General features: G+C 65.5%; 11 protein-coding genes. 4 read left to right on the top strand and 7 right to left on the bottom strand.

From position 1 onward, the window contains the following. Window positions 1–113: 113 nt before the first annotated feature. Entirely contained in the window at window positions 114–3,965 is a 3,852-nt protein-coding gene (locus ATC03_RS21200) for a rhamnogalacturonan lyase family protein (RefSeq protein WP_067879535.1), read from the bottom strand. 196 nt (window positions 3,966–4,161) lie between these two features. Here ATC03_RS21200 and ATC03_RS16625 point away from each other — a divergent pair, with 196 nt between their 5' ends. Continuing rightward, window positions 4,162–4,779: a nucleotidyltransferase domain-containing protein gene (locus tag ATC03_RS16625; RefSeq protein WP_067879538.1), complete on the top strand. Its 618-nt coding sequence runs from the start codon at window positions 4,162–4,164 to the stop codon at window positions 4,777–4,779. A 61-nt stretch (window positions 4,780–4,840) separates the two neighbouring features. Here the strand turns inward: ATC03_RS16625 and ATC03_RS16630 are convergent, their stop codons facing one another. The 6 genes from ATC03_RS16630 to ATC03_RS16655 form a co-directional block, all read right to left on the bottom strand. After that, window positions 4,841–6,289 carry a DUF3482 domain-containing protein gene (locus ATC03_RS16630; RefSeq protein ID WP_198168721.1) on the bottom strand — a complete coding sequence of 483 codons (1,449 nt, stop codon included), beginning with the start codon at window positions 6,287–6,289 and terminating at the stop codon, window positions 4,841–4,843. A 149-nt stretch (window positions 6,290–6,438) separates the two neighbouring features. Then, window positions 6,439–7,866 carry a DUF2868 domain-containing protein gene (locus ATC03_RS16635; RefSeq protein WP_067879539.1) on the bottom strand — a complete coding sequence of 476 codons (1,428 nt, stop codon included), beginning with the start codon at window positions 7,864–7,866 and terminating at the stop codon, window positions 6,439–6,441. Between the two features lie 251 nt (window positions 7,867–8,117). After that, window positions 8,118–9,041, bottom strand: a complete 924-nt coding sequence (locus ATC03_RS16640) for a restriction endonuclease (protein WP_335622244.1) — start codon at window positions 9,039–9,041, stop codon at window positions 8,118–8,120. A 203-nt stretch (window positions 9,042–9,244) separates the two neighbouring features. Further along, entirely contained in the window at window positions 9,245–12,343 is a 3,099-nt protein-coding gene (locus ATC03_RS16645; protein WP_067879542.1) for a type I restriction endonuclease subunit R, read from the bottom strand. Continuing rightward, on the bottom strand, window positions 12,340–13,542 hold the full coding sequence (locus ATC03_RS16650; RefSeq protein ID WP_067879545.1) for a restriction endonuclease subunit S: 1,203 nt from the start codon (window positions 13,540–13,542) through the stop codon (window positions 12,340–12,342). The genes ATC03_RS16645 and ATC03_RS16650 overlap by 4 nt, the downstream gene beginning before the upstream one ends. After that, on the bottom strand, window positions 13,539–15,488 hold the full coding sequence (locus tag ATC03_RS16655) for a type I restriction-modification system subunit M (protein ID WP_335622245.1): 1,950 nt from the start codon (window positions 15,486–15,488) through the stop codon (window positions 13,539–13,541). The genes ATC03_RS16650 and ATC03_RS16655 overlap by 4 nt, the downstream gene beginning before the upstream one ends. A gap of 615 nt (window positions 15,489–16,103) precedes the next feature. On the opposite strand from ATC03_RS16655, the gene ATC03_RS16660 reads away from it, so the two are divergent. From ATC03_RS16660 to ATC03_RS16670, 3 genes are read left to right on the top strand one after another with little or no spacing between them, the layout of a single operon-like run. Continuing rightward, a complete protein-coding gene (locus ATC03_RS16660) occupies window positions 16,104–17,534 on the top strand; it encodes a DNA cytosine methyltransferase (protein WP_067879550.1) in 1,431 nt (476 codons plus the stop codon). Window positions 17,535–17,570: 36 nt separating this feature from the next. After that, window positions 17,571–20,534 carry a hypothetical protein gene (locus ATC03_RS16665; protein WP_067879552.1) on the top strand — a complete coding sequence of 988 codons (2,964 nt, stop codon included), beginning with the start codon at window positions 17,571–17,573 and terminating at the stop codon, window positions 20,532–20,534. Beyond that, a complete protein-coding gene (locus tag ATC03_RS16670) occupies window positions 20,531–25,885 on the top strand; it encodes a DEAD/DEAH box helicase (protein ID WP_067879555.1) in 5,355 nt (1,784 codons plus the stop codon). The genes ATC03_RS16665 and ATC03_RS16670 overlap by 4 nt, the downstream gene beginning before the upstream one ends. Window positions 25,886–26,148: the final 263 nt, after the last annotated feature.

Raw genomic sequence — 26,148 nt, forward strand, 5'->3', positions numbered from 1 at the left:
GTGCGACCGCAGGGGGTTGCGAAACGAGATCGCACGGCGGAAGTCGCGAGCGGCCCGCGCACGGCGAAGGGGCCGGAAGCATCCGCTCCCGACCCCTCGCCCCGCGAACTCCGCTACTTCACCGTCACCTGCACCGGCTTCGACGCGGTCTCGCCGTTGGCGTTGGCGAACACGACGACGAGCGAGTGCGTGCCCGGCGCGACATCCGTCAGCTTCACCTTGGCGACCTGGGCGCCGGGCGTCGCCGCGACGAGCGAGCCCGATCCGCCGGCAGCCGTGACCGGCACCCCGTCGAGCTCGAACCGGTACGACGTCGCGTTCGTGCCCCACCAGAGGTTGGCGGTCGCGGTGAAGGCTCCATCGCGATCCCAGTTGTCGTGCGAGACGACCGGCACCGCGGGCGCGGCCTGCGTGACCTTCACGGTCGTCGAGGTCGTCGCCGTCGTTCCGAACGCGTTGATGAGCTCGCCCGTGTAGACGTACGTGCCATTGGGCTTGCCCGTGAACGTGACGCCGGTCGTCTGCGAGAGACCGCCGGTCGAACCGAGCACCTTCGTCGCCACCAGCGCCCCGTTCTCGTAGAGGCGGAAGATGCTGCCCGGCGTGCCGTACCAGAGGTTCATGACCACGTCGTAGTCGCCGTTGTGCAGGCCGTTCAGCCATCCGCTCGTGTTCGAGAGCGTGCCCTTGCCCGGCGCGGACTTCGCCCCGGTCGCCGGCACCACGAGCAGCGTCGACGACGCCGTCGAAACGAGCCCGGCGTGGTTCGTCGCGGTCACGAGCACCTCGACGTCACCCGCGAGCCCGAGGGCCGCGAGGTCGACCGCGGCATCCGCTTCGACCGTCTCGCCACCCACGGTCACGACCAGTGAACGGATGCCGCTCTCGGCGTCGTCCGCGGTGATCGCGAGCTGCAGCGGCTCGTCGTCGACGACCGTGCCCGAGGGCAGGCCGGCGATGACCGGCGCCGTCTCGTCGGCGGCCGGAGCCCCGACGTAGGCGATCGACGCCGCGGGCGGCTCCGCCATGTCGGCCCCGATGAAGAACGACGGGTTCGGCGGCTGGTTGTACGCCGAGTTCTGCCCGGCGACGCCGACGCGGTACTGCGAGTCGTGCATCAGGGTCGGGATGCGCGCGTCCGTGACATCCGTCGTCGTGGAGATGCGGATGCCGCTGCCGTCGTCGAGCCGAACCGCGAGCTCTTCGCGCCAGTCGCCGAACAGGTCGGCCTGCACGACCGGGTTGCCCTTGGTCGTGTTGTTCGTGAGCGTGCCGTCGAGGCGCTTCAGCAGCACCTGCTTCTGTGCCGCCGGATCCCACTTCGAGATCGTCGGCACGCCCGTGGCGCTGACGGTGTCGTAGTCGTGGTCGGTGATCTCGCGGGTGAGGTCGCCGTCCCACCAGGTGACGAAGTTCGCCGCCGGGATGTCGGTCGACAGCACCTCGCCGTCGGCGGATTTGAGTGTGCCGACGGGCGAGTTCCACGCGGCATCCCCGCCGATGTTCCATGCCTCGGCACCGGGGTGACTCGGGTCGATGTCGGCGGCGACGCCACGACCGGTGTCCTTCGTCGCCTTCGTGGTCCAGAGCACCTCGCCGGTCTCGGCGTCGCGGAAGCTCGCGCCGATGCCGCCGTTGCCCGAGACATCCTCGTGCACGCCATAGACCTCGAGGCCCGCGCGGTCGGTGTCGAAGTCGCCCACGTGCAGCGCGTCGCCGTGGAAGAGGCGCGTGTTGTAGAGCGGCGTGCCGTCGTCGTCGATGGTCATGGCGCCGAACACGATCTCGTCGAGTCCGTCGCGGTCGACGTCGGCGGGCACGAACTGGTGGTTGCCCTGCCCGGTGTAGGCCGACCCGGCCTCGTTCGAGTCGAAGGTCCAGCGCTCGACGAGCTCGCCGTCGACGAGGTCCCACGCCACGATCACGGTGCGCGTGTAGTAGCCACGGCTCGTGATGAGCGAGGGGTGCTCGCCGTCGAGGTAGGCCACGCCCGCGAGGAACCGGTCGACGCGGTTGCCGTAGGCGTCGCCCCAGGAGCTCACGTTGCCGCGGCCCGGGTTGTAGTCGACGGTGTCGATGGCGGCACCCGTTGCGCCGTCGAAGACCGTGAGGTACTCGGGGCCGCTCAGGATGTAGCCGCTCGCGTTGCGGTAGTCGGCTGCCGCATCGCCGATGACGGTTCCGACGCCGTCGACCGTGCCATCCGCCGTCTTGAACGCGACCTCGGAGCGCCCGTCGCCGTCGAAGTCGAAGACCTCGAGCTGCGTGTAGTGCGCGCCGGCGCGGATGTTCACGCCCATGTCGATGCGCCACAGGCTCGTGCCGTCGAACTTCACGGCCTCGGCGTAGACCTTGCCGGTGTAGCCCGACTGCGAGTTGTCCTTCGAGATCGACGGGTTCCAGAGGAACACGAGTTCGTACTCGCCGTCGCCGTCGAGGTCGCCGACCGTGCCGTCGCCGGGTGCGTAGGTGACGGTCTTGCCGTCGGGCAGCACGTCGTCGGCCGGCTTGTCGAGCGGGATGTCGAGGTACTGGTCATCCCACACGCCGAAGTCGTCGGCGACGGTGACCTCGCGGGTAGCGCCGTCGGCGCTCGGCACCAGCGCCGTCACGAGGTACGTCGACTCGGCCGTACCGTCGGGGTCGACGAGGTTCGTCGCGCCCGTGATCGGCTCGTCGTTCACGAGCGCGCCATCGCGGTACACGTTGAACCCGAGGTCGCGCGCGTCGAGTCCGAGCAGGCGCCAGCCGACGTACACGCCGCCGCCGTCCGCTTCGGTGCGGGCCACGGCGACGGGCGCCCGGTCGAGGTACTCGGCCTGGCGCACGAGGGTCGTCGCGACATCCGTGGCGAAGGTCTCGGATGCCGCGGACGCCCCGCCCGCGTTCTGCGCGACGACCTGGTACAGGTAGGGGCGCGTGGTGAGCACGTCGGTGTCGGTGAACGTGGGCTCGGTGACCGTGGCCACCTGCTCGAACGCGATGTCGGCGCGCGTGGAGCGGAACACCTTCCACTGGATCACGTCGTCGGCGTCGCCCCATCCGATCGTCACGCTGTTGCGCTCGATGGCGGAGGTCGCGAGCCCGGTCGGTGTTGCGGGTGCCGCGACGTCAGGGTCGACGACGGATGCCGCGAGCCGGCCGCTCTGCCGTGAAACCCGGTCGCCCTTCACCGTGGCGATGGCGTAGTCGTAGCTCTCGCCGAGCTCCACGTCGGTGTCGTCGAAGCTCGTGGTTGCGGCATCCGTCACCTGACCGATGGCGACGAGCTCGCCACCGGGTGCCGAGCGGAAGACCGCGTAGCCCGTGGCATCCGCCACCGGTTGCCAGCCGAGCGTGACGGCGAGGTCTCCGTCGGCGGCGACATCCGTGACCGCGAGGCCCGTGGGCGACGCGAGCGGGGTCTGCACCTTGATGCCGTTGAGGCGGCCGTCGCCGCCCGTGACGCGGATGTTCAGCTGCCCGTCGGCGACCTGGATCGCCGGGAAGTACGCCTCGTGCACGTTGCCCGTGGTCGTGCGCGGACCCGAGTAGGCGGTGCCCTCGATGTCGAAGTTCGTGCCGTTGCTGGCGATGAGGTCGCCCGCGAAGGTCGTGACCTCGTAGGCGCCGTTCGGCACGTCGACCGCGAACGCCTGGTTGTTAGCGATGGTGAAGTCGCGCGCCATGAGGTCGTCGCCGCCGCGGTCTCTGAAGCCCGCGGTGGGCGGCGCGGTCGTGAAGCCGTAGCCCCTCGTGGCGTCGTAGGCGGTGCCGGGGTTCACGCCGAGCCAGCCGACGGCGACCGGGGTGGACGGGCCGCCGAAGTCGAAGGCGAGGTCGATGTTGCCGGCTTCGGCAGCTTCGGCAGCTTCGGCAGCGGATGCCGGCGCCACGGCGGTGAGGGCTGCTCCGGCGGCGAGGGCCGTTCCGGTCAGCAGTGCGATGAGCGGCCGTGATCGGCCGCGGCGTACGTTCGGACCCACAGGATCTCCTTCGATCGAGTACTGGTGCTGGGCCGCAGCGTCCGTGTCGCCGCGCGTGATCCATCGTTTCCCAGGTTGGGAAAGCGATTTCCCTTGAATCGTGTCAATCCTCGCCCGCGGGGATCGGGGAGTCAAGTGGCGGATAAAATCAGGGGCCACCGTCCCAAATTTGGGTCATATGTACTAAAATTGGGACATGGACCTTTCGCATCCGGCGGCCGACCTCCTCGGGCCGGGCCCCGCTCGCATCCTCCAACGGCTCGGCGACGTGAGCGGTGGCCTCACGGGTCGCCGCGTCGCTGAGTTGGCCGGGGTGCCGACCTCGACGAGCCAGCGCATCCTCGCCGAGCTCGAGGAAATCGGCCTCGTCGAAGCCCGTGAGGCCGGAGCCGCGAGGCTCTACACGGTCAACCGCGACCACGTGCTGTGGGATCCGGTGCAGCGCATGTTCGCAGCCCCCTCCCGCATCGAGCAGATCATCAGGGCGTCAGCGGCCGAGATCGTCGGAGACGCCGCCAGCGTGTCGCTCTTCGGCTCGACATCACGCGGGCACGCCGGGCGCGCGAGTGATGTCGACATCGTCGTGGTCTGGGGTGACGAGATCGAGCCGAGCGATCGCGCGACCGTGCTCGCCTCGATCGGCGAACGGGTGTCGAACGCCACCGGCAACCGAGCGGAGATCATCGACCTCAGCCGCGCGGAGCTGCGCGACCTGGCGGAGCATGACGATCCACTCATCGAGTCCTGGCGAGCCGAGGCGAAGACCGTCGTCGGCTCCGACCTCAAGCGCCTGATCGCGTCCGTCACAGCATGAGCCCACGAGTCCAGCGGATGAGCCCGTCCGACGTGACCACCCGAGCCGCGCTTGCCGCCCTTCAGGCACCGTCGACGTCGAGCGCCCCCGGGTAGAGCTCGTCGAGCAGCCCGAGCGCCATCTCCCGCAGCAGTTCCTCCAGCTCCCGCTCCAGCCGCTGCACGCGCTCCTCGCCGTCTCCTCGCCACGCCCAGATCGCGGCGAGCCGATCCTGCTCCGCCACGACCGCGTCGACCACCATCGGCCGCCAGTGCGCCGGGTACTCGCCCTCGCGCCAGGCGCCGCGCCCGCGGCCGTAGTGCGCGACCGCCAGGTAGCGCAGCAGCGCCGAGGTCACGAGCCCGTCGAGGAACGCCTCCTCCCAGCGCAGGCTCGACTCGGTGCGACCGCGCACGACGTTGACGCCCTGTGCGACGCCCGCGCCGCCGAGCGCCCCGATGATCGCGCCGGCGACCATGCCCGCGCCGAACGTGAGCCCGCCGGCCAGAAGGTCGGCGCCGAGTCCCGTGAGCGCGCCAGAGACGACGCCGCCCAGCGCGGCGGTGCGGGTGCCGTCGAGCGGCGCGTCGAGGTGCACGCCGTCGGCCACGCGCTCCAGCACCTCGTCGGCGGCCCGCCCCTCGAGCCGGTGGATCGCGATGAGCCGTTCCATGCCCCGCCGCAGGTCGGCCTGCAGTCGGGCAGCCATCTCGTCGGTGGCAACCGATCGCGCCTTCGTGCGTGCCGCGTTCGGCAGCCCGAACGATCCGGTGACCCGGTTCGTGAGCGGTTCGGCCGGCAGCGTGACCCGGTCGGCGGCGGCGCGGGCGATCGGCCCGGCGAGCGCAGCCATCGACGCGTCGAACTCGCCCATGCGGAGGTCGCGCCACGCGGCCGACAGCCGCGAGAAGGCCCGCCCCGAGGCATCCGGAACCAGCGGTTCGATCGCGGCGAACAACGTGAACTCCTGCACCCAGCAGCGCGCGAACGCGTCGAAGGCGAGCACGTCGCGCACGTTCGTGGTGGGGCCGAGCGCGGCACGCCAGCGCGCGGCATCCGCTTCTTCAGCAGCCCGCTCGCGCGGTGGACCGGTCTGGTTGAGCAGCACGAGCACGGGCTTGCCGATCCACTCGAGCACCTCGAGCTCGGGGGCGAGGTAGCCGGCGTCGGCGGGCGCCTCGGCGGCGTTCACGAGGTAGAGCACGACGTCGGCCTGCTCGGCGACGTTGCGCACGGCGAGCTGGCTGAGCCACAGCGCGCGATCCTGGTAGCGGTCCCACACCTGCGTCAGGAACCAGCCGATGGGGTTGCGGTCCTGCCGCAGCCGACGCGCGAGGCGCACGCTGTCGCCGAAGCCCGGGGTGTCCCACAGCGTCAGCAGGTCGCCGTCGGAGGTCTGCACGAGCGGGAACGGCGTCGCCTCGGCGGTGACGTGCGGGGCGTCGCGCACCTCGCCGACGTCGCGTCCGAGCAGCGTGCGCGCGAGCGTCGTCTTGCCCGCGTTGGTGTGCGAGATGAGCGAGAGCGACACGGCGCCGGCGTCGAGGCCCGGGATGCCCGCCGGTTGAGGAGGCGCGCCAGCGCTGTCTCGAAACCCGCCCCCCGCGCTCCTGCTCGCCGGTCCCCCATCCGCCGGTCGAGGAGGCCGCGAAGCAGCCGTCTCGAGACCCTCCCCGTCGCTCATCGGCCGTTCCCCTCATGAGCGGATGCCGCATCCGCAAGCTCCGCCTCCACCCCCGGCAGGTCGGGGTCGGCCAGATTCACGAACACCGGGATGCCGCCGTGCGCCTCGATCAGCTCGCGCCACCCCGCACGCCGCTCTTCACGACGCTCGGCATCGCTGCCCCACCGCGCGAGGAACGCCGACTCGTCCACCAGCACGACCCTCGCACCGGATGCCGCGAGGAACCCTCCTTGCGCATCGTCCTCGGGCGTGGCCGTGAGATTGAACAGCGGCAGTACGGTCTCAGCGGCGCCATCGCCCGGCCGCACCCATTCGTCGTCGCCCCACCCGACGGGCTCGTCGATCGTCGCGGCGGCGTTGCCGTACGCCCGCGCGACGATGGCCTCGAGCCCCGCGCGCGCCTCGGGCTCGAGCGCGTAGCTGTACGGGATCACGCGCACGCGCGTCGGCTCGCCCACCCACCCGGCGATGAGACGGCGGTAGTACGGCTCGTCGAGCGGCAGCGCGACCTTCTTGGCGCGGCGCCGCTCGACCAGCCCCGCGACGAGCGCGAGCACCAGCCGCGGAATGATGACGACGACCGCGACCGTGCCGGCCATGAGGTGCATCCAGATCGCGGCGTTCTCGCTCGCGGGCGCCCGGATCGCCGCGATCGCGGCCAAGTCGGGCACCGGGATGCCGGTGAGCCACGATCCCGGCGCGAGCGTCACGGCGAGCAGGGCGTGCACCTGCTCTGCCCCGAGGAACGTGCTCTCCCACGACGCGCGATACTCGAACGCGAGCCCGCGCAGGTAGAGCCCGGCGATCAGGCCGAGCGCGGTGGCCGCCGCCGCGAGGTGCAGCACGCGCGCGGCGCGCGCTCCGTAGAGCGGTGCGGCGACGCGCGCCCACTCGCGGGGCAGCGCGGCGAGCACGGTGCGCCTGGCGGCGGTCGCGGCATCCGCTCGGCTGCTGTCGCCGGATGCCCGCACCGACGCGACCCGGATCAGCACCGACCGCACCGGCCCGGCCGCGCCACGCCGGAGCACCAGCGGACGTACCAGCAGCCAGACGTACACGACGAGGTTCCACGCGACGAGCGCAAACACGGGCGGTGCGAGCAGGTTGATGCTGGACCCGCCGCCGATGCGGTCGATGAGCAGGCCCAGCACGAACGCCGCGATCACCGTCACGACGCCCACCCACGGACGCCAGCGGATGCCGCGCACCGTGCGCGTCACGGCCGGCTGGCGCGTGCCGACGCGTTCGAGCACGAGCTGCGCACGCCGCCCGAGGAACTCCTCGGCGCTCGCCCGCTCCCCCACGATCGCCGCCGCCGCGCGGCTCGCCCACTCCCGGTCGGCATCGGACCACAGCACGCGATCCCGGTCAGCCGTCTCGACGGCGCGCGCCGCGGTCGTCTCGAGAGCGACCGACTCGTCCATATGGCGACCATACCGGCGCGCGAGGGCAGGGTGGGCGGAGCTGCGATGGCGCTTCCGGCACGTTGGGGATTCGTTCGGCGAAGGCCAGCCGGCGAACGGAGGTCGCGCGCCAGGCATGCATAGAGCGCCCGGGCGCGGAATTACTTCGGGACTCTGTGGTCAAGGGGTCGCGAAGTCGCCGCGACTATGGCTGGCTGGCAAACATCTCCCGGCCGCACCCGGGGTGACGCGACCAGGAGTGCCACAACCCCTCAGGCGAAGAAGTCCTCATCGATCTCGACGACCTTGTATGTCTCTCGCACCTGGACGCCCACGCCGTATCGGATCATCAAGCTAGTGAGCCGCTTCCCGTCAATCAGGATGACGCGCGTTGGGACGCCGTCGGCGTATGCTCGCGCGCCCTCCGAGAAGCGGCTGGTCGTGATGAAGACGCCGCTGTCGGCCTTGCCGCTGAGCGCACCCACGAATCCCTGAAGGTCAGGTCGCTGCACGACGTTTGTGTTGGCGTACCGTTTCGCCTGGATGTAGACGCGGCTGAGGCCGAGAACGTCCTGGTCGATCACGCCATCGATTCCGCCGTCGTTGCTCAGCTGCGTGACACTCCCACTGCCCGTAGCTCCGCCGTAGCCCATTGCAAGAAGCAATTGAACGACCGCCTGCTCGAAAAACCCAGGCTCCTTCCCCTGGAGCCGCTCGAGCAGCTCGACCGCCACCTCCTCATGGATGCGTTCGATACCACTCTGAACCTGCTCGATCGGCGTCATCGAATCACCATCGATCCCGACACCTGGCTCACTGGCCTTCGTGCGTTCGGTCTTCTGGTACACGCGGATCGGGGAGTTCGGATCTTCGCCCAGCGCCCGGATATCACGCTCGTGCACACCGTTTGGAAACATCTCGATGAGTTGCTTTCCAGCCGCGGTAATCGTGTAATGGCCGCGCTTCGGTCGGGAAAGCGCACCAACGTTGGTCAGAAACGAGACACCCCAACCGATGCGGTTCTCGTACTTGACCTGGGTCCCGGACGGCAACAACTCCTGCTTCTGTGCTTCCGAGAGTTTCACCTGCTCCGCGACTAGCGGCTGGAACTCCCGCCAGTGGCGGACCACTCCGTCGCTCAGCACCTGGAGCGTTGGAAGCATGAAACCTTCCCAATTGGGCATCTGCTCAGTCACTTAGCATCCTTCAGTCGATTCGTCCCGGGTTTCAATCTCGTATATGAGCCCAAAAGGGCCGTTTTACCCTCGAGGTCAGCGGCTGTCGAGCTCATCTGCCAGCCAGCTCCGTCGCTTCGCCATCAGCCCGAGCCACCCATCAGAGCCGAGGAGCTCACCGCCGAAGGACCCAAAGCGTGGACCACCGAACGCCGACACGTGCCTCACTGGCCCTTCAAGAACTCGTACAACATCGCCGGCAGCGCCTTGCTCAGTTCGGCGTACAGCCCGGCGTCGCTATAGACGTCGTCCACGATCTGCGGCGTCTCATCCCGGGTGCCGAGCATCGCCTTGTTGAATGCCTTCACGAGTGCCGGTGACTCGGCGAACTGCTCGGGAGTGTTCGCTTCGGCCTGCTTGACGAGCTCGATATCGATTGCAAGACGCCCGAGCACCCCACCGATCGTGATGTCGACGGCGCCGGGCGTGTACTTGTCGCCGAAGCGTTCGTTGAGTTTCGCGATGATCGCTTCGAGCGCGCTGCGGTGCTTCTCGTGCACGGCACCCGAGCCGATCGCGGAGATCGGGTCGAGCCCCGCACCAGCACCGAGCGTGAGTTGCACGGCCTCGCCTGCCGAGATCTGCACCCCGACGAGCTTGACCTGCGAAATGTCCACCGGCTCCGCGAACGTCGCGGTCGAGAGCTGGGGCAGGATGCGGCGGAAGAAATAGTGCCGGCGCGGCAAATCGGTGTCCTCGAGATTGCGCGCCTGAGAGATGAAGTCGTAGAACTTCACGAACGCCGCGGCATCCGACTTGAACAGTTGCAGTTCCGCCTGCTCCGCGACATCCGCATCAAGCACCGAAGCAACCCAGCGATGCGAGAACCGATCAACCGCGGGCGCGGTCGCCGCCGATACCTTCGAGTTCGCGTTCGTGCCGCCCATCAACGCGGCGTCGAACGCCTGCTCGACCTCCTGCATCGTGTAGATGCCGGCGGAGTCCAGCTTCGTGACGAGGTCGTAAATGATGTTCGGGTCGGTCGTCGCCGTTAGTTCTGCACCACGGAAGAACGGCAAGAACGCCTCGAGCACGGCTTCGGGCTCGTTCACGAAGTCGAGCACGTACGTCTTGTCCTTGCCGGGGTACGTGCGGTTCAACCGTGAGAGCGTCTGCACCGCCTGAACACCACCGAGCCGCTTGTCGACGTACATCGCGACCAGGCGCGGCTGATCGAACCCGGTCTGGAACTTCTCCGCGACGATCATCACGTTGTACGTCGAGGGCTTGAACGCCTCCGCGAGATCCGACGTGTGCAGGCCCGGATTCTGCGTCTTCTCGGTCAGCCCATCACCGACATCCTCAGGATCATCGACCGTCCCCGAGAACGCCACCAAGGCACGAACGCCCTGCGCCTGCGAGTCGGCGAGATACTTGTCGAGGTACTTCTTCCACCGCACCGCTTCTTTCCGCGACCCAGTGACGACCATTGCCTTCGCCTTACCGCCGAGCTCGCTCTGCACGTAGGTGCGGAAGTGATCGACGACGATCTTCACCTTCTGGCTGATGTTCGTCGGGTGCAACCGCACGTACTGCACGAGCGCTTTCACCGCGGTCGACTCGTCGACCTCATCGAGACCGTCGTAGTCAGCGCCAGGGTGCTGCAACTGCCACGCAACCTTGTACGGCGTATAGTTCGCGAGCACGTCGAGGATGAAGCCCTCCTCGATCGCCTGCTGCATCGAGTACAGGTCAAACGGTTCCGGCAGCGCATCGGATGCCCCATCCGGTACCCGCCCGAACAGCTCTAGGGTCTTCGCCTTCGGCGTCGCCGTGAACGCGAAGTACGAGATGTTCGGCGCGGCCGCGGTGACTTCCATCGCCCACTGCAAGTACGCATCCGAATCGATCGGTGCCCCCTCAGCGACCGCGGCCTGCTCGGCCGGCGAGAGCACCTTCGTCAACGCGCCCGCGGTCGACCCGGTCTGCGAGGAGTGCGCCTCATCCGCGATCACCGCGAAGCGGCGTCCCTGCAGCTCGGGCAGATCCCGAATCGCGGTGATCAGTGCCTCGAACGACTGGATCGTGACGATCACGATGTTCTTGCCACCGGTCAACGCGGCCGCGAGTTGCTTCGACTTCGACTCGCCTGCATCCTTCGTGATCGACTGAACGACCCCGGCCTGTTTCTCGAACTGCGCGATCGCGTCCTGCAACTGCTTATCGAGCACCGTGCGGTCGGTCACCACGACGACCGTGTCGAACACCCGCTCGTTCGCGTCGTCATGCAACTGCGACAGGCGATGCGCGAGCCACGAGATCGAGTTCGTCTTGCCCGACCCCGCCGAATGCTGCACCAGATACCGGTTGCCCGGCCCCTCCGAACGTGCCGCTTCGACAAGCCTCGTCACTGCCCGCCATTGGTGAAACCTCGGGAACAGTACCTTTTCAGTGCGGGTCTTCTTGCCCGTGTCAGGGTCCACGTCGATCTCGACCTGCAAGTGTACGAACGAGCCCAGCAGTTGCAACCACGTGTCGCGCTGCAGGGTCTCTTCCCAGAAGTACGCCGATGCCGACCCGTTCGGGTTCAACGGGTTCCCCGCGCCCTGATCGGCACCCTGGTTGAATGGCAGGAACCGGGTACTCGAACCGGCGAGCTTCGTCGTCATCCGAACCTCAGAATTCGACACCACGAAATGCACCAACGACCGCTTCGCGAACGCGAACAACGGCTCACCGACCGTGCTGCGGTCGAACTGATACTGCGCGACCGCGTTGCCGATCGATTGCGTGAAATCGGTCTTCAACTCCACGGTCGAGACCGGGATGCCATTCACGAACAACACTAGATCAAGCGCCTTGTTCGGATGCTTCGCCGAGTAATGCACCTGCCGCATCACCCGCACCCGCACCTTTTCGTACGCGTCGAGCGTCGCCGGGTTGTTCGTCGTCGCCGGCCGGAACTGTGCCATCCGGAACTTCACCGCCCCACCCGTACTCGGCACCATCGAGAAACCGTCGTGCAGAATGCGAATCGTCCCGCCGCTCTTCAACGGGTCGTTGTCGAGCGCCTTCGAAAGACGGTTCAGGATGCCACGAGCCGCCGCATCCCGCTGTGCCTCGGTATCCCCGGGCCGAACGACCTTTGCGAGCTCCGTCGCCTGTGAATCAGCAAGCCACCCGAGCACATCCTCAGGGAACAGCGCGAGCTCACGGTCGTAGTCGGCGTCGGCCGGTGAGTAGAGCCACCCGTTCGCGGCCAGATGCTCCGCGATCTCGTTCTCAAGCACTAGCTCCAGATGCGCGCCAGTAGGTCCGGTCATGCAGCCACCCCCACATCGATCTTGCCCGTCACTGCGGCGGAGATAAGCGCTGCGCGGCGCTCACGGGCCAACCCAACGCTCCGTCGAGCCACTTCTATCGCCCTATCGATCTCGGCCACAGCTACCGCAATACGATCTGCGATCCGCTTCTGCTTTGCGACTAGCGGATATGGAATCGGCGTCTCACCAAGTGTTCCGAGATTAAGTCGCCGGAAAGTTGCTCCGAGGATTTCGTAGTCCCAGAAGTCGTCTGCGATGCGCGAACTCAGAACCCAAACGAGGTACTGAGAGTCGACTAGTTCCGGAACAGTTGCGACACGAACGGTGTCCTGTGTGAGGTTCGCGCCCTCGAGGTCTTCCGATAACAGCCCGACGCGACCGAAGGCGGGACCGATCGAGACGACTATGTCACCACCTCTAAGAACCGACCGCCCGTATGCGGCCGCGATCTCCGGCGTTGTCTTACGAAGAGAACTGAGCTGCGGCGAGGCACCCTCGCCGAGGAGATCCGACGGACCGATGTAGGGGATCCCGCTCTCTACGGGTTCCCCGCATTGCAGGATCCCGTAAGTCAGCGGACGCTGTGGCGAGACCAATCGCTTGAGCGGAATGGTCTCGTGCGCCCCAATGAGTTCCACGATCGAAGACGCACGGCGTTCGGTGAGGAGGGCGATGAGTTCCTCGTTTTTCGCGATGAACGCGTCGATCTGCGCCGTCTCTCGATCCAGATAGCCCGCAATCGCCCGCTGCTGCTCGTAACTGTGAGCAGGGACCCGTATTGCCCGCACACTCCCCGCCGAAAGATGCTTGACGGTCGTGGACCATGTCAGCTCATTAATCCTCTGCAAATGGGGAGGAATCGCGTAGGCCAGATACCTGGGGTCGACCCGCCCGCGGGCGCGGAGCAGACACACCCGCTGATTCAGCGCGGCCTCGCCCCTGCTCCAGAGTGCGGAATTAAAGTCACCATCCATGCCGATCACGACATCGCCGTCCTGCACAAACGCAGAGGCAGGAACCGCCTCGCGCGGCACGAACGTCTCAAACTCCCGGGCGGTAAGGTCCCGAATTCGGAGGAGAGGGACGTCAGCATCGCTGCTGAAGTCAGCGGAATCGAACGGGAAGCCATTGATAAGCGTCGCGAGCTGCGAAACACGATGTTGGTCGGTCTCAGTATCCGCCTCAAGGAAAGTGGTCATGATTCGACCGCCACGAGCATCGCCCGAAGCTGGTCCATAACCTCTTCGAGGTCGCGGTCGATCTCTTCGAGCGGGCGGGGCGGCACGTACTGGTAGAAGTGCCGGGTGAAGGGAATCTCGGCACCTTCCTTGGTCTTCGCATGATCGACCCACGCGTCGGGCGCGTACGGCAGCACCTCGCGGGTGATGTAGTCATCTACGTCTTCGTTCCAGGGCACGTTCTCGGTGTCGCGGAGCGAGGCGTCCGGTTCCGGGTTGCCCTTCGCGTCGGTGCACGCGACAGCAGTGTCATCCCGTTCGCCGAGCGCGCTCGTGATCACCTTGAGCAGCGGCGCAGGCAGGGTGAACCCCTCGGCCTTCGCGGCATCCTTCAGCGCCTTCAGGAACAAGGGCCGGTCACGCCACGCGCGCTCGGGGTCGAGGCGGTCGAGTGTGGCGCGCAGCGCCGTAGCATCCGCTTCGCTGAGCTTCTGAACGGGCTTGGTCTCGAAAACGGCGTCGATGCGTACGGGAGTTGCCTGCCAGATGAGCTTGAGGGGGCGTTCGACGGTGATGGTGCGGTAGAGGAAGTCCCCGTTGCGGAGGATCTTCGAGTGCTCATTGTCTTCGAAGCCGGCATAGAGGCCGACGATGTTCTCGATGTTCTTCGGGGAGAGTTCGTTGCGCTTGGACCCGAGCCCCTTGCGGAGCTTGGTGAACATCTCGCGGCAGTCGATGAGCTGCACACGGCCCTTGCGGTCCTCCGTCTTACGGTTGCTCAGCACCCAGACATACGTCGAGATGCCGGTGTTGTAGAACATGTCCTTCGGCAGCCCAATGATCGCCTCGACGAGGTCGTTGTCGAGCATCCATTTGCGGATGTTCGACTCGCCGCCGCCGGCGCCACCGGAGAACAACGGCGACCCGTTGAGCACGATCGCCATGCGCGAGCCGCCGTCTTCAGGCTTGCGCATCTTCGACACCAGGTGCAGCAGGAACAACATGGCGCCGTCGCTGACGGTCGGGGTGCCGGGGCCGAAGCGACCGTTGAAGCCGAGCTTGCTGTACTCGTCGTCGACTGCGGTGCGCTGGTCCTTCCAGTCGACGCCGAAGGGCGGGTTCGAGAGACCGTAGTCGAACTTCTTGTCTTCGAAGTGGTCTTCGGTAAGGGTGTCGCCCAGGCGGATATTGTCGACATCCTGACCCTTGATGACCATGTCGGCCTTGCAGATCGCGTAGGAGCCGTCGTTGATGTCCTGCCCGTACAGGGAAAGCTGGATGCCGGGATTCACCGAGTGCAGGTACTCGTCGGCAACCGACAGCATGCCGCCCGTACCTGCGGTGGGGTCGTAGATCGAGCGGACCGTGCCCGGTTTGGTCAGCGCGTCGTCATCGAGGGCGAAGAGGAGCTGCACCATGAGCGCAATGACCTCGCGGGGCGTGTAGTGGTCGCCTGCGGTCTCGTTCGAGCGCTCGTTCGCCCACCGGATGAGTTCCTCGAACACGAGCCCCATCTGGATGTTGCTCACGACGCTCGGGTGGAAGTTCGCCTGCGCGAACTTCTCGGTCACCGAAAACAGCTTGTTCTTCTCCGCGAGCTTATTGATCGTCTCGTCGAACTTGAACCGGTCGAAAATGTCCCGCACGTTCTCGGAGAAGCCTGCAAGGTACGACGCGAGGTTCTCCCGGAGGTCGGCCGGGTCGGCCGTGAGCTTGGCCATCGTGAACTGGCTCGTGTTGTAAAACTCGTGACCAGATGCCTCGCGCAGCTGAAGATCGCGGATCTTCTCCGGAAGGGAGTCGGGCTGGCCCGCGGTGGTCTCGAGCACCTGCGCCTTCGTGCTCGCGAGGACGGCGTCGAGTCGGCGCAGCACGGTGAACGGCAACACCACCGACCCGTACTCGGAGGGCTTGAACGGGCCGCGTAGGGATTCGGCGATGTTCCAAATGAAGGAGACGTGGTTCACCACTGGGAAGGCAACTCTCGGTCGGATCGGGTAGAGCGCGAGTCGGCGTCGACTCAGGTTCATCCTTTCGTACCGGGTGTGGGGTGTGGGGGCCAGACACGGGTGGCGATGCCACCAGAACGGGGGTCGCGGGACCTCGGGCGCCATCGAATGCGTGCCCGTAGGCTCCTGAGGAAAGACGAGCATGCGACGACACCACGTTGTCACGCTGACCCCCACAGGCTGGCAGCTTGCTGATCAGAACGCATGGGCTGAAGTTCGCTACAACGGTTGGTTCGCCGTGCCAGACCATCACGCAGGAGGCCGGAAAAACAGAAAGAACAGATCGCTCATGATCTTGCCGTCGCCTACGTGATCAACCGGTTACTAGAGCGCCGAAAGAGGGAATCGGAGCTGTCTAGGCCAATGAGAAGGAACGCAAGCGCATTCCGGCAGAACTGGAGCACCAGCGAGTTGAGCCAGCCGGGCCCGTCCTCGATGACCGTACGAAGTTGTACTGCAGGACGAAGAGCTACGTCGTTCGAGACTCTCCAGCGCTCGGGGCGGCCGGCGAGCTTCCGATCTGGGGTGGGTGGGAGTCGGTATCGTTGAACCGTTTGACAGGAGGAATCGCGCATGGCCGATGAGGCTACAGCCTTCCGGTTCATCGATCTCTTCTCGGGACTCGGGGGCTTCCACGTCGCGCTGCAACAGCTCGGTGGCGAGGGTGTGTTCGCGGCTGAATGGGATGCAGCATTGAACGCGCTCTACAAGGTCAATTTTGATATCCAGCCATGGGCCGACGTCAACGATCTGGAGGACGAAGCAACGATCGCGCGGGAGGTTCCCCGGCATGACGTCTTGACGGCGGGCTTCCCCTGCCAGCCATTCTCGAAAGCCGGTGAGCAACTCGGATTCAGCCACACACTTCAGGGCAAGCTGTTCTTCAAGGTGCTCGCGATTCTCAAGGAGAAGCGACCGCGACGGTTCATCCTCGAGAACGTGCCGAACATCCTGCGCCACCAGAACGGCGAGACGCTTGCCACGATTCGCAAGGAGCTCGAAGAGCTCGGCTACGCGGTCGACGTGCACAAGTTCTCGCCGCACGAGTTCGGCGTGCCGCAGATTCGGGAACGGGCGTACTTCGTCGGATCGCTCGACGGACTCGATGGATTCAAGTGGCCGAGCCCGTCCCCGCCAGAGACGGACATCAGTAGCGTGCTGGATAAGCAGGCAAAACCGACCCGCGCAATCTCAGCTCAGACGTTGCATGCGATCGACATGTGGGACGACTTCCTCAAGCGCGCTCCGGAGGCGCTGAAGCTGCCGTCCTTTCCGATCTGGTCGATGGAGTTCCGAGCGACGTATCCCTACGAGGACGCCACGCCCCCGGCGATCTGGAAGGAACTCGGTCCGCGCGATTTGGATCATGCCCGCGGCAGCTTCGGGTTCGAGTTAAAAGGGCTGGCGCAGGCCGAGCAGTCCGCGCTCCTGCCGAGCCACGCTCGTCGGCCGGCCGATGTGAAGTTCCCCTCGTGGAAGCAAGCTTTCATCCGTCAGAACCGTCAGTTCTACTGGGCGAATCAGAAGTGGATCGACCCGTGGCTTGATAAGTGGAAGCCGTGGAAGTTCCCGTCCAGCCTTCAGAAGTTCGAGTGGAACGTGCAAGGTGGCGAACGACGGATTGACGAGTACGTCCTGCAAGTGCGCGCCTCGGGCCTCCGCGTGAAGCGCACTTCGACCGCTCCGAGTCTCATCGCGATGACGCATACGCAGGTTCCGATCCTCGGTAAAAACATCGTCGGCGTTCGTCGCTACATGACTCCGTCGGAGTGCGCCGCACTCCAAAGCCTCGGCTCGATCTCGCTTCCCGATGGCGATCTGCGCGCATACAAGGCGCTGGGGAACGCCGTCAACGCCGACGTGGTACGCGCGATCGCTGAGCCACTCCTTCGCGGTCTTGACCAGTCGTCGGTGGCTTCGGAAGACGAACAGCACGCTGCCGCGCAGTCGACCGCTTCTGCTTCAGACTCTTACCGCGACCCGGTTGTCGGGGCTCGTGGCTAGGTTGGGATAGACAGAGTGGCGCGAGGGAGACTGGCCGTGGATTCCGAGTACGAGCGCGTGAGCGAGGCGCTCGCCGACGTCATGTTCAGTTCGTCGCAAGCTGGCCGACCCGTCTATGCGCTCGCGGACGCCGATACGGTTCGCGAAGCGCTCGAAGCCGCAGAAATTGAGGACCGGACGTTGACCGGGCTAGCGTCCATCGTCAGGTCCTCGCTTCAACTGAACGAGCCTGGCGTCGCCCCGTTTCACGGGCAGGCGGAGGCTGCCCGACGCCACCGACGCGAGCCGCTCGAAACGCCACCTGCGCTCCCGCTCTTGGTTGCGCTGTCCATCGCTGCAGAGCAGATGCAGGCGGACGGCGACCTTGCCGCCCATAACTACTACTCACGATTGCATCGGATGCTCCATGTCCCGACGAGCGAGTATCAGAGGGTCGAGAACGACTACCGCCGCATCGCCGATTTGCTGTGGGGATCGCTGAACTCATGGCTGGAGGCATGGGAGGGCGAACGCGGAATCCCGACGGCCTACGCCGTCGGAGGCCATGCCTTCATCGGGCTACCGATGTCCCAAGCGGTTGTCCGACAGCATGATCGCGCCAGCCTCCACGAACTCTTCGCGATCGAGGGCATGACCCCCGGTCTGCGTATCTCGCCAGATGACATGAGCCTCGCGATGGACCCGTACGCAACGGCCACTCCGAGCCTACCCCTGAGTTCGCACCTTTCGCGCCTCTGGCGTGTCCCGGCCGCAAGGGAGCGAATCGTCGATGCCGCATGTCTCGAGCTCGAAGCGTGGGACGGCTCCGGGATCGAGGCGGTCGCGTCTGCACGGCCCGCTGTCACCACGCGTCTTCTGGCATTCCTGCGGACCTTCCCGCGCAAGTCGATCGAGTTCAACCTGATGCTTCCGTACCGCTCGGAAGGACCGGACATCGCCCGGTTCCAACTTGCGGATGGGAAGTCGATTGTTCCGACCGTCTCCGGGCCCGGTGGTTCCACACGGCTCTCAGGCGTGGAGGGGGTTAGTGCGGCTTCGCTCGTAGGGGAACAAATTGCGGGAGAGTTCGGGAACGACGACAGCCGTCCATTCGGTCGCCGTCCGAAGCGGGTGACCCCGCTCCGGTGGGATGACCTCCAGGGGGCGTTTGTCGAGATCGAACGCATCTCTCTCGGTGAGGACAGCATCGTCCTGGCGAGGTCAGATGCACGCCAGCGCGTGGAGGCACACCTCGAAGCCCACTCCCGACCGGGCTGGCATGAGCTCACTGATCTGCCCGCATACCCAGAAGGATGGCTGCTCTACCAGCACGTCCAGATCGTCTCCGCGCCGACAGGGCAGATGCATTTTGATCTCCTGCCGCTCGCCCCGCGCGCGCGGACGAGCCTGACGCTGCGAGGGGGCTTCGTGCTTCCCGGTCTGCTTCGTAAGTGGTCGGCGTTGGAGCCGCCGGAGGCTATCGCTCTCGCCGCTGGGGCATCCTCGGTTGAAGTCCGCGTGTACCGCGGCGCACGAATCGACCCTGCCATGCTCGTCGCCGAGTCTGCTCAGCCCGGCGAACTCGCAGTTCTTCCGCTCGTGCATCGTGATCTATCTGACGGCGAGTATGTCGTCGCAATGTTCGTTGACGACGCAATCAAGCCCTCGTCGACGGCGCTCCTTCGACTGCGGTCCGCAAGCACTCCGCAGTTCAGGGTCGAGGATGTCGATATCCGCCTGGTCTACTCGCCTGACTCCTCGCTGCGCTGGCCTCTCACCGCTGGCCCGCCTAAGTGGCCGAGTCATGTGAATGGTGCAAGGATCGTCGGCCTCGACTCGCTCGTTATCGAAGCCGCAACGCGGATGCCGGAGTTCGTGCCTCGGGAGAGAGGCTCATCCGCCGCGGCGCCTGCAAAAACGCGAGTGGGCACTCCGATGACGAGCGATTCGTGTCTCGTCACTGGGATGCACCGGTTCCTCCTTCCGCCAGTGCTCCCGGGCGAAGTGCCTACGCGGAGTATCGAGGGTGAGTGCACAACCTGCGGACTCGTGCGCCGATTCGCCGGCACTCCCTGGGCTGCGAAGAAGAAGGATGCCACTGCTAAGGCCACCGTTCTTCCAGAGATCCCTCCGGTGATCGAGTCGGACGAGCCGGACTTCGAAGTCGCATTTGATGCGCTGAACCACGTCGGGACCGGATCGTTCGGGACATTCGAGCGGATCGCTGCCCAGGTTGAAGGCTCTGGCTTGTTCGCCGACTCCTTCCTCCGACGGCTTGAGGTCGTCGGGCACGTCGATGTCGCCAGAGACGACTATCTCCAGGTGACGGAGTGGGCCGTGAACTCGTCAACACTCGTTCCGACGGCTGATGGGCGGTGGGTTCTCATAGGGTCGCGTTCGGGCGCGCTGGTGGATCGACTTACAGAACTTGTCGACGGCGATGCCGAGGTCACCGCGACTGTTGACGCCGAGCTTGCCCGCGTCGAGGTCGCTGGCAAATTGCCGATTTCAGTCCTGGCGGAAGCGGGGTTCACCGTGCTTGAGACTTCGCCGGCGAAGGCCATCGCCGAGACACTTCCTGCACTTGGCGAAGTGGCGAAATCGCTCAAACGGGTTATCGTGCCCATCCATCGGTCGGCGGAGTTCTGGGACACGGCCTCGGCCTCGTGGCACCAGACCGAGTCGCTAGTCAGAGTCGGCGCCTACCGACTCAAAGACTTCGGCTCAACCTACGCGATCCGCACAGCGGATGACATCGCGAGCGGAACCATCGGACTCGGCAACGCGCAGATCGTGAAACACATTGCAAATTTGTGGGCCGGCGATCCCTTGGTCGGCTACAACTCGCGCAGCGGCTCGGTAGTTACGCCGTTGGGCGCGGACCTGCCGGCGCTGTACGGGCGCGCGCTCGCTCTTTGCTCAGGGCGGGCGCCGCGAGAGATCGTCAATCACCGGATGCTTCAGTACCCTTTGGTGCCGCGGGAAGTCGCGGACATTATCTACGACCGTGTGAGTCGGTGAGCACCGTGCCGTTCCCGACCCCAGTGAAGATCGCCGACGATCTCCGTGACGCGTTCCTTCGCTACATTGACACCGCCTACGCACTACGGGATCAGTCACTTGTCGACGAGCGTCGACGTCTGTTGCTTGAGGGCCAGGGGAACCTGTTCGCACCGCTCATGCTCGAGCCCGTGCTTCCCTACGACGGGGTTGCGTCGGTCGACGAGGCCGCTCAACAGGCGGGGGTCGATGCCCGCGATCTCAGCGACGTCATCAGGGCAGTCTTTGGTGTGACGCCCGACGCACTCGCGGGTGTCAAGCTACGCAAGCATCAAGCCGCTGCGCTTACAACGCACTTCGCACCGGGCATCGGGCATAACCCAGTGGTGACCTCGGGGACCGGGTCCGGCAAGACGGAGTCCTTCCTGATTCCGCTCCTAAGTCGGATAGCGGCTGAGAAGCGATCGACGGCGGCGCTGGCTCCGATCCATGAGTGGTGGGATCTAAAACGACAGACCGACAACTGGCAGCCGACTCGAGCCGTTGGGGCGATCCCGGCAGCGGTGCGATCCGTCATCCTGTACCCGACGAATGCGTTGGTCGAGGACCAGGTCGCTCGCCTTCGTCGAGCTGTGCGCGGCCTACGGGATCAAGACTCGCCCATTGACCTCTGGTTCGGTCGCTACACCGGCGCGACGCCGGGCTCGGGCGGAATCCCGAGAGGAAAGATCTCCGCACCTGCGACCGCCAATGCAGCCCGGGAAATGCGAGATCTAACTCGTCTGAACGCGCGGCTCGCCGAACTCGACGATCCAGACCTTGTGGCCCAGTTCCAAGACCCCTACGCCGGCGAACTCATCACTCGCTGGGACATGATCGCCACGCCACCCGACCTGTTGGTCACGAATTACTCGATGCTCAACGTAATGCTCATGCGCGACGTCGAGGAGCCGATCTTCGAGTCCACGCGGCTTTGGCTTCAGCGATCGTCCGATCACGTTTTCACGCTTGTTGTCGATGAGCTACATCTGTATCGCGGCAGCACCGGGGCCGAGGTCGGGATGGTCGTCCGAAACCTGGCATCGCGGCTTGGAATCGAGCCGTCTTCCGACCAGTTCAGGATCATCGCCACGAGCGCCTCGCTCCCTGGGGACGACTCGGGCCTGGAGTATTTGGAGCGCTTCTTCGGCGTCGACCGGGCGTCCTTCCTGATCGAGCCGGGGCAGCCACGATCACTCGTTTCCGGCGAGAAGCCGACTGCCGCCGAGGTTTTGAACGTCCCACCGGACGAACTCGTAGAGGTCGCCACAAGGGATCAGTGGGCGGAGACGATCGCGGCAGCGTGCAGCGACCAGGACGATACCCGTCCGAAGGCCACGCGTATCGAAACGGTTGCGACCCGCCTCTTCGGGGACGATTTGTTGGCGCCGACGGCGCTCGCGGCGATGCTTGGCAGCCTCGCCGACGTCGCGAAGCCCGCAATCCAGTTTCGCGGTCATGTGATGATGCGCGGGATGCGCGGGCTTTGGGCCTGCTCTGATCAAGACTGTCCTGGCGGCACCGATTCAGAGCCTCGGCGAATCGGTCGGATGTACGACACTCCGCGGTCGACGTGCGCCGAATGCGGCGCACGCGTACTTGAACTCCTCTATTGCTTCGACTGCGGCGACGTGAGCCTCGGCGGGTACGTCGTCGATCGGCCCGATCGCGGCGCTGTCGTGCTGTCAACCACCCCGGTCACGCCTGGTGAGAATTCCGGTGACTTCGTGTACCGGAGGAACGATGACGAGTACCGGTGGCTATGGCTCGGCTCGCCCGTTCCCAATGCCCCAAGCCGGCACAAACTCCCCGCCGACATGGACGAGAATCAGGCCACCATCGAGACCAACTTCGGCGCCGCGACCTGGAATCCTAAACTCGGCTCGCTCATTCTCGGCAACTCTCCTGACGGCATCCCGGCAGTCGTTCTCAGCCACAATGCGGGCGATGATAGTGGACTGGCGCTGCCCGCGCTTCCAGAAGTCTGCCCCCGCTGCGGTGGGAGTCAGGACAACCGCGATGCAGCCGTCTTCTTCGCCGGAAACGTACGGTCGCCGATCCGCGCACACACTTCAGGTCGCGCACAGCTCAACCAAATGGCGGTATCCCAACTTTTCCGTAGTCTGGGGTCTGACGCGGCGGAGTCGAGGACGATCGTCTTCACCGACAGCCGGGACGACTCTGCACGCATCGCCGCCGGGATCGCACTCAACAACTTTCGCGACCAAGTGCGGCAAGTCGTTCGGCAGCTTCTGCACGGACGGGAGAACCCAGTGCCGCTCCTGCGAGCGCTCCTCATTGGTGAACTCGCTGGCGACGACCTCCGGCGGGCCGAGCAACTGCGCGCCAGCCGCCGAGAGCTCTTCGACAAGCTCCGGCTAGAGAGTCTTGGAGCTGCCGATCCAGCGGACATGGAGACGATCGTTGCCGCGGAGCGGGAAACCGAATCCTTGCCGTGGGCAACGCTCGTCCACGACGCCGAGCGGGTAATGCTCGAAGTTGGCGTGAATCCAGCCGGACCAGGGCCATCCGTCGCAGAGAGCGAGGGCGACGCCCCTTGGTATCGCGCTTATGAACCCCCCGTCCGCAACGCCTGGGAGCCGCTGGCTGATGCCGTGGCACGACCAATCCGCCAAGATCGCTACCGGCTCACCGCTACGGCCGTCGCCGAGGCAGTCTTCGACCGCGCGTCACGAGACCTCGAATCCACTCGATTGGGCGTAGTTCGGGCGCAGCCACTCGCGCCCGATAGTTGGGGCATCTCGGTGGACATCGCCGGGGATGTCCTGGCAAGTGTGATTCGCCTCCTCGGGATTGCAAAGCGGTTTGAGGGCGGGTATGCAGCCCGATCCAATTCGGCGCCGAAGGTTGTCGTCACTTACCTGAAGCGCGTCGCCGCGAAGCATCAGCTCGACTGGCAGGCCCTGGTGGCGAGCATCGGCGAGTTCTTGCGCGCGAGCAGCATCGTCGATGAGACCTGGGCGCTGAGGACCCAGACCGGGCAGGACGCTCTCGAACTCAGGACTCCCGGCGACAAGGTGTGGTTTTGCGAGAACTGCGGAACGACCCACCTACATCCCTCAGCCGGAGTCTGCACCAATGAGGAATGCCCGAACGGCGTACTCCACGAGGAGGAATGGTCCGAAGAATTCGACTACTACGGATGGCTTGCCTCACAACCGCTCCGACGTATGCGAGTCGCTGAGCTGACTGGTCAGACCAGGCTGGCCGACCAGCGGACTCGGCAACGCCTGTTCAAGGGTGCGGTGCTCCCTGCGCCCGCGGAGAGCGCTCTCGCTGACCCCCTTGACCTGCTTTCAGTGACGACCACGATGGAGGTCGGCGTCGACATCGGATCGCTCAGAGCTGTAGCAATGGCGAACATGCCCCCTCAACGGTTCAACTATCAACAGCGGGTCGGTCGGGCTGGACGTTCGGGTCAGCCGTTCTCGTTCGCGGTCACCGTCTCGCGGGATCGAGCTCACGATGATTACTACTTCCAGTCACCGGAGAAGATGACAGCGGCCGATCCGCCGCCGCCATTCATCGATTTGTCGCGGCCCCGGATTGTCCGCCGGGTGATCGCGGCGGAACTTCTCCGCAGAGCCTTCCTCGCCGTCCGGAACCCGCCGCGGCGAACTGGTGACAGCATTCACGGAACATTCGGCTTGACACCTGACTGGCTGCAACGGCGTGCCGACGTCGACGCATGGCTTCAGTCATCCCGCGATGTCCCCGTGGTCTGCGCGCGTTTCAGCGTCTACACAGCTCTCGATGTCGACGAACTCAAGGACTGGGCGCGAAACGGACTTGTCAATGACATCGACGAAGCTGTTGGCAACCCGTACTTCCAGCACAATGAACTCAGCGAGCTGCTCGCGAACGCCGGGGTACTCCCAATGTTCGGTTTCCCGACCCGGGTGCGACCGCTCTACTCAAAGCCGCTCCGTGGTGCTGGCGACGCGGAACGGCATACCGTCGCCGATCGCGATCTTCGAATGTCCATCACAGCATTCGCTCCGGGCGCCGTCGTTGTGAAGGATGGCGCAGAGCACCTCGCGGTCGGCTTTGCGGCCTACAACATCATGGGGACAAGCGCACGCGCGAAAGACCCTCTCGGCGCACCATTCCCGGTCCATCGTTGCGGGCAGTGCGGCAGCCTCGACACGCATCCAACGGATGAGTCGCTCAGTTGCTCGGTCTGCGGCGAGGAGATGAGTGCGTTCTCGCTCTACCAGCCTGAGGGCTACCGGACGATCTATAGTCAGCCGGATTACGACGACTCGCATATCACGCCGATGTACGCCGGCTACTCCGAATTGTCGACCAACACTGACCTCGGGCAGGAGATGAGGCTCGGCGGAGTTTCACTTCGACTACTTGAACAAGCAGAAGTCGTAGCTGTAAACGACAACAACCGGAAGCTGTTTGACCTGAGCCGTCAGTCGGACGGATCGGTGATTGCCCAGAATCGGGATCTGTATCGGCGCCCGCTGCCAGAGTTCATGCGGACTGGAGGGCAAGCACTCGACCCAGCAGCGATCGGCGAAGTCCGTCGGACCGATGTGCTCCTGCTTGGCCTCGATGGTCTGGCACTGCCCGAAGGAGCGATCGCCACGCTGCCCTGGGCGTGTCCGGCAGGCAAGGGCGCGTTGCTCTCCTTTGCCGAGTTGCTCCGCAACGCTGCCAAGGAATACTTGGACATTGAGCAGTCGGAACTTGAGGTCGGGCTTCAGCCAACACGCAGCGGCACCACTGTCTCGGGGAGGGTGTTCCTTGCCGACGCCCTCGACAATGGCGCGGGGTATGCGTTGGAACTCGGCGAGCCAGTGACGTTGGGGAGGCTCCTGATCTCGATCCGAGAAGAGACTGGTCGGCGACTCCGCGAAGACCCGCATGGCACAGCTTGCACTTCCTCATGCCCCGGCTGCCTCCGCAACTATGAGAATCGTTTCAATCACTGGGCGCTTGACTGGCGACTCGGGCTCGACGTAGTAGACCTTGTGCTCGGCCGAAGCCTGGACCTGTTCCACTGGACTGACCGAACCACTGCGCTCATGCAGAGCTTCGCTGATGGCTACGGCCCGCACCTCCGAATCGAGAAGCTCACGGTCAACGAATTGCCGGCGCTCGTGTCGCCGGAGGGCCGTGGTGCAGCTGTCATTATCGGACACCCGCTCTGGCGGCACGATGACGCGCATTGGAATCCCGAGGTTCGGCGGGCCGTGGCGGAATTGCGAGGCCGCGGTCTGTCACAGGTCACCGTCTCCGACACCTACGTTCTTGACCGCACACCGATCAGACTATTCAACGCGTTGCTTGAAGGGGTGTGATCGCCCAGTCCGCCGCCACGAACTCGACCGCCGGATACGCGCCCTCGGGCGCACACCCCACGAACCGGCCATCCTCGCGAGCGCGCAGTTCGTCACTGCGACGGTCGATGCAGAGCCGCCGAACCACCCCTGCGGATCCCCCACGCGACGTACACCATGATCACTACCCTCGGAAAATAGTGCGGAAAGTCGAGCATCACATTGCTCCGCTCGGCACGCCAGGCACGAGCATCCGCCCCATCATTCGAGGGCATCGCCCGCTC

The sequence above is a fragment of the Agromyces aureus genome (assembly GCF_001660485.1).
GTDB classification, from domain to species: Bacteria; Actinomycetota; Actinomycetes; order Actinomycetales; family Microbacteriaceae; genus Agromyces; species Agromyces aureus.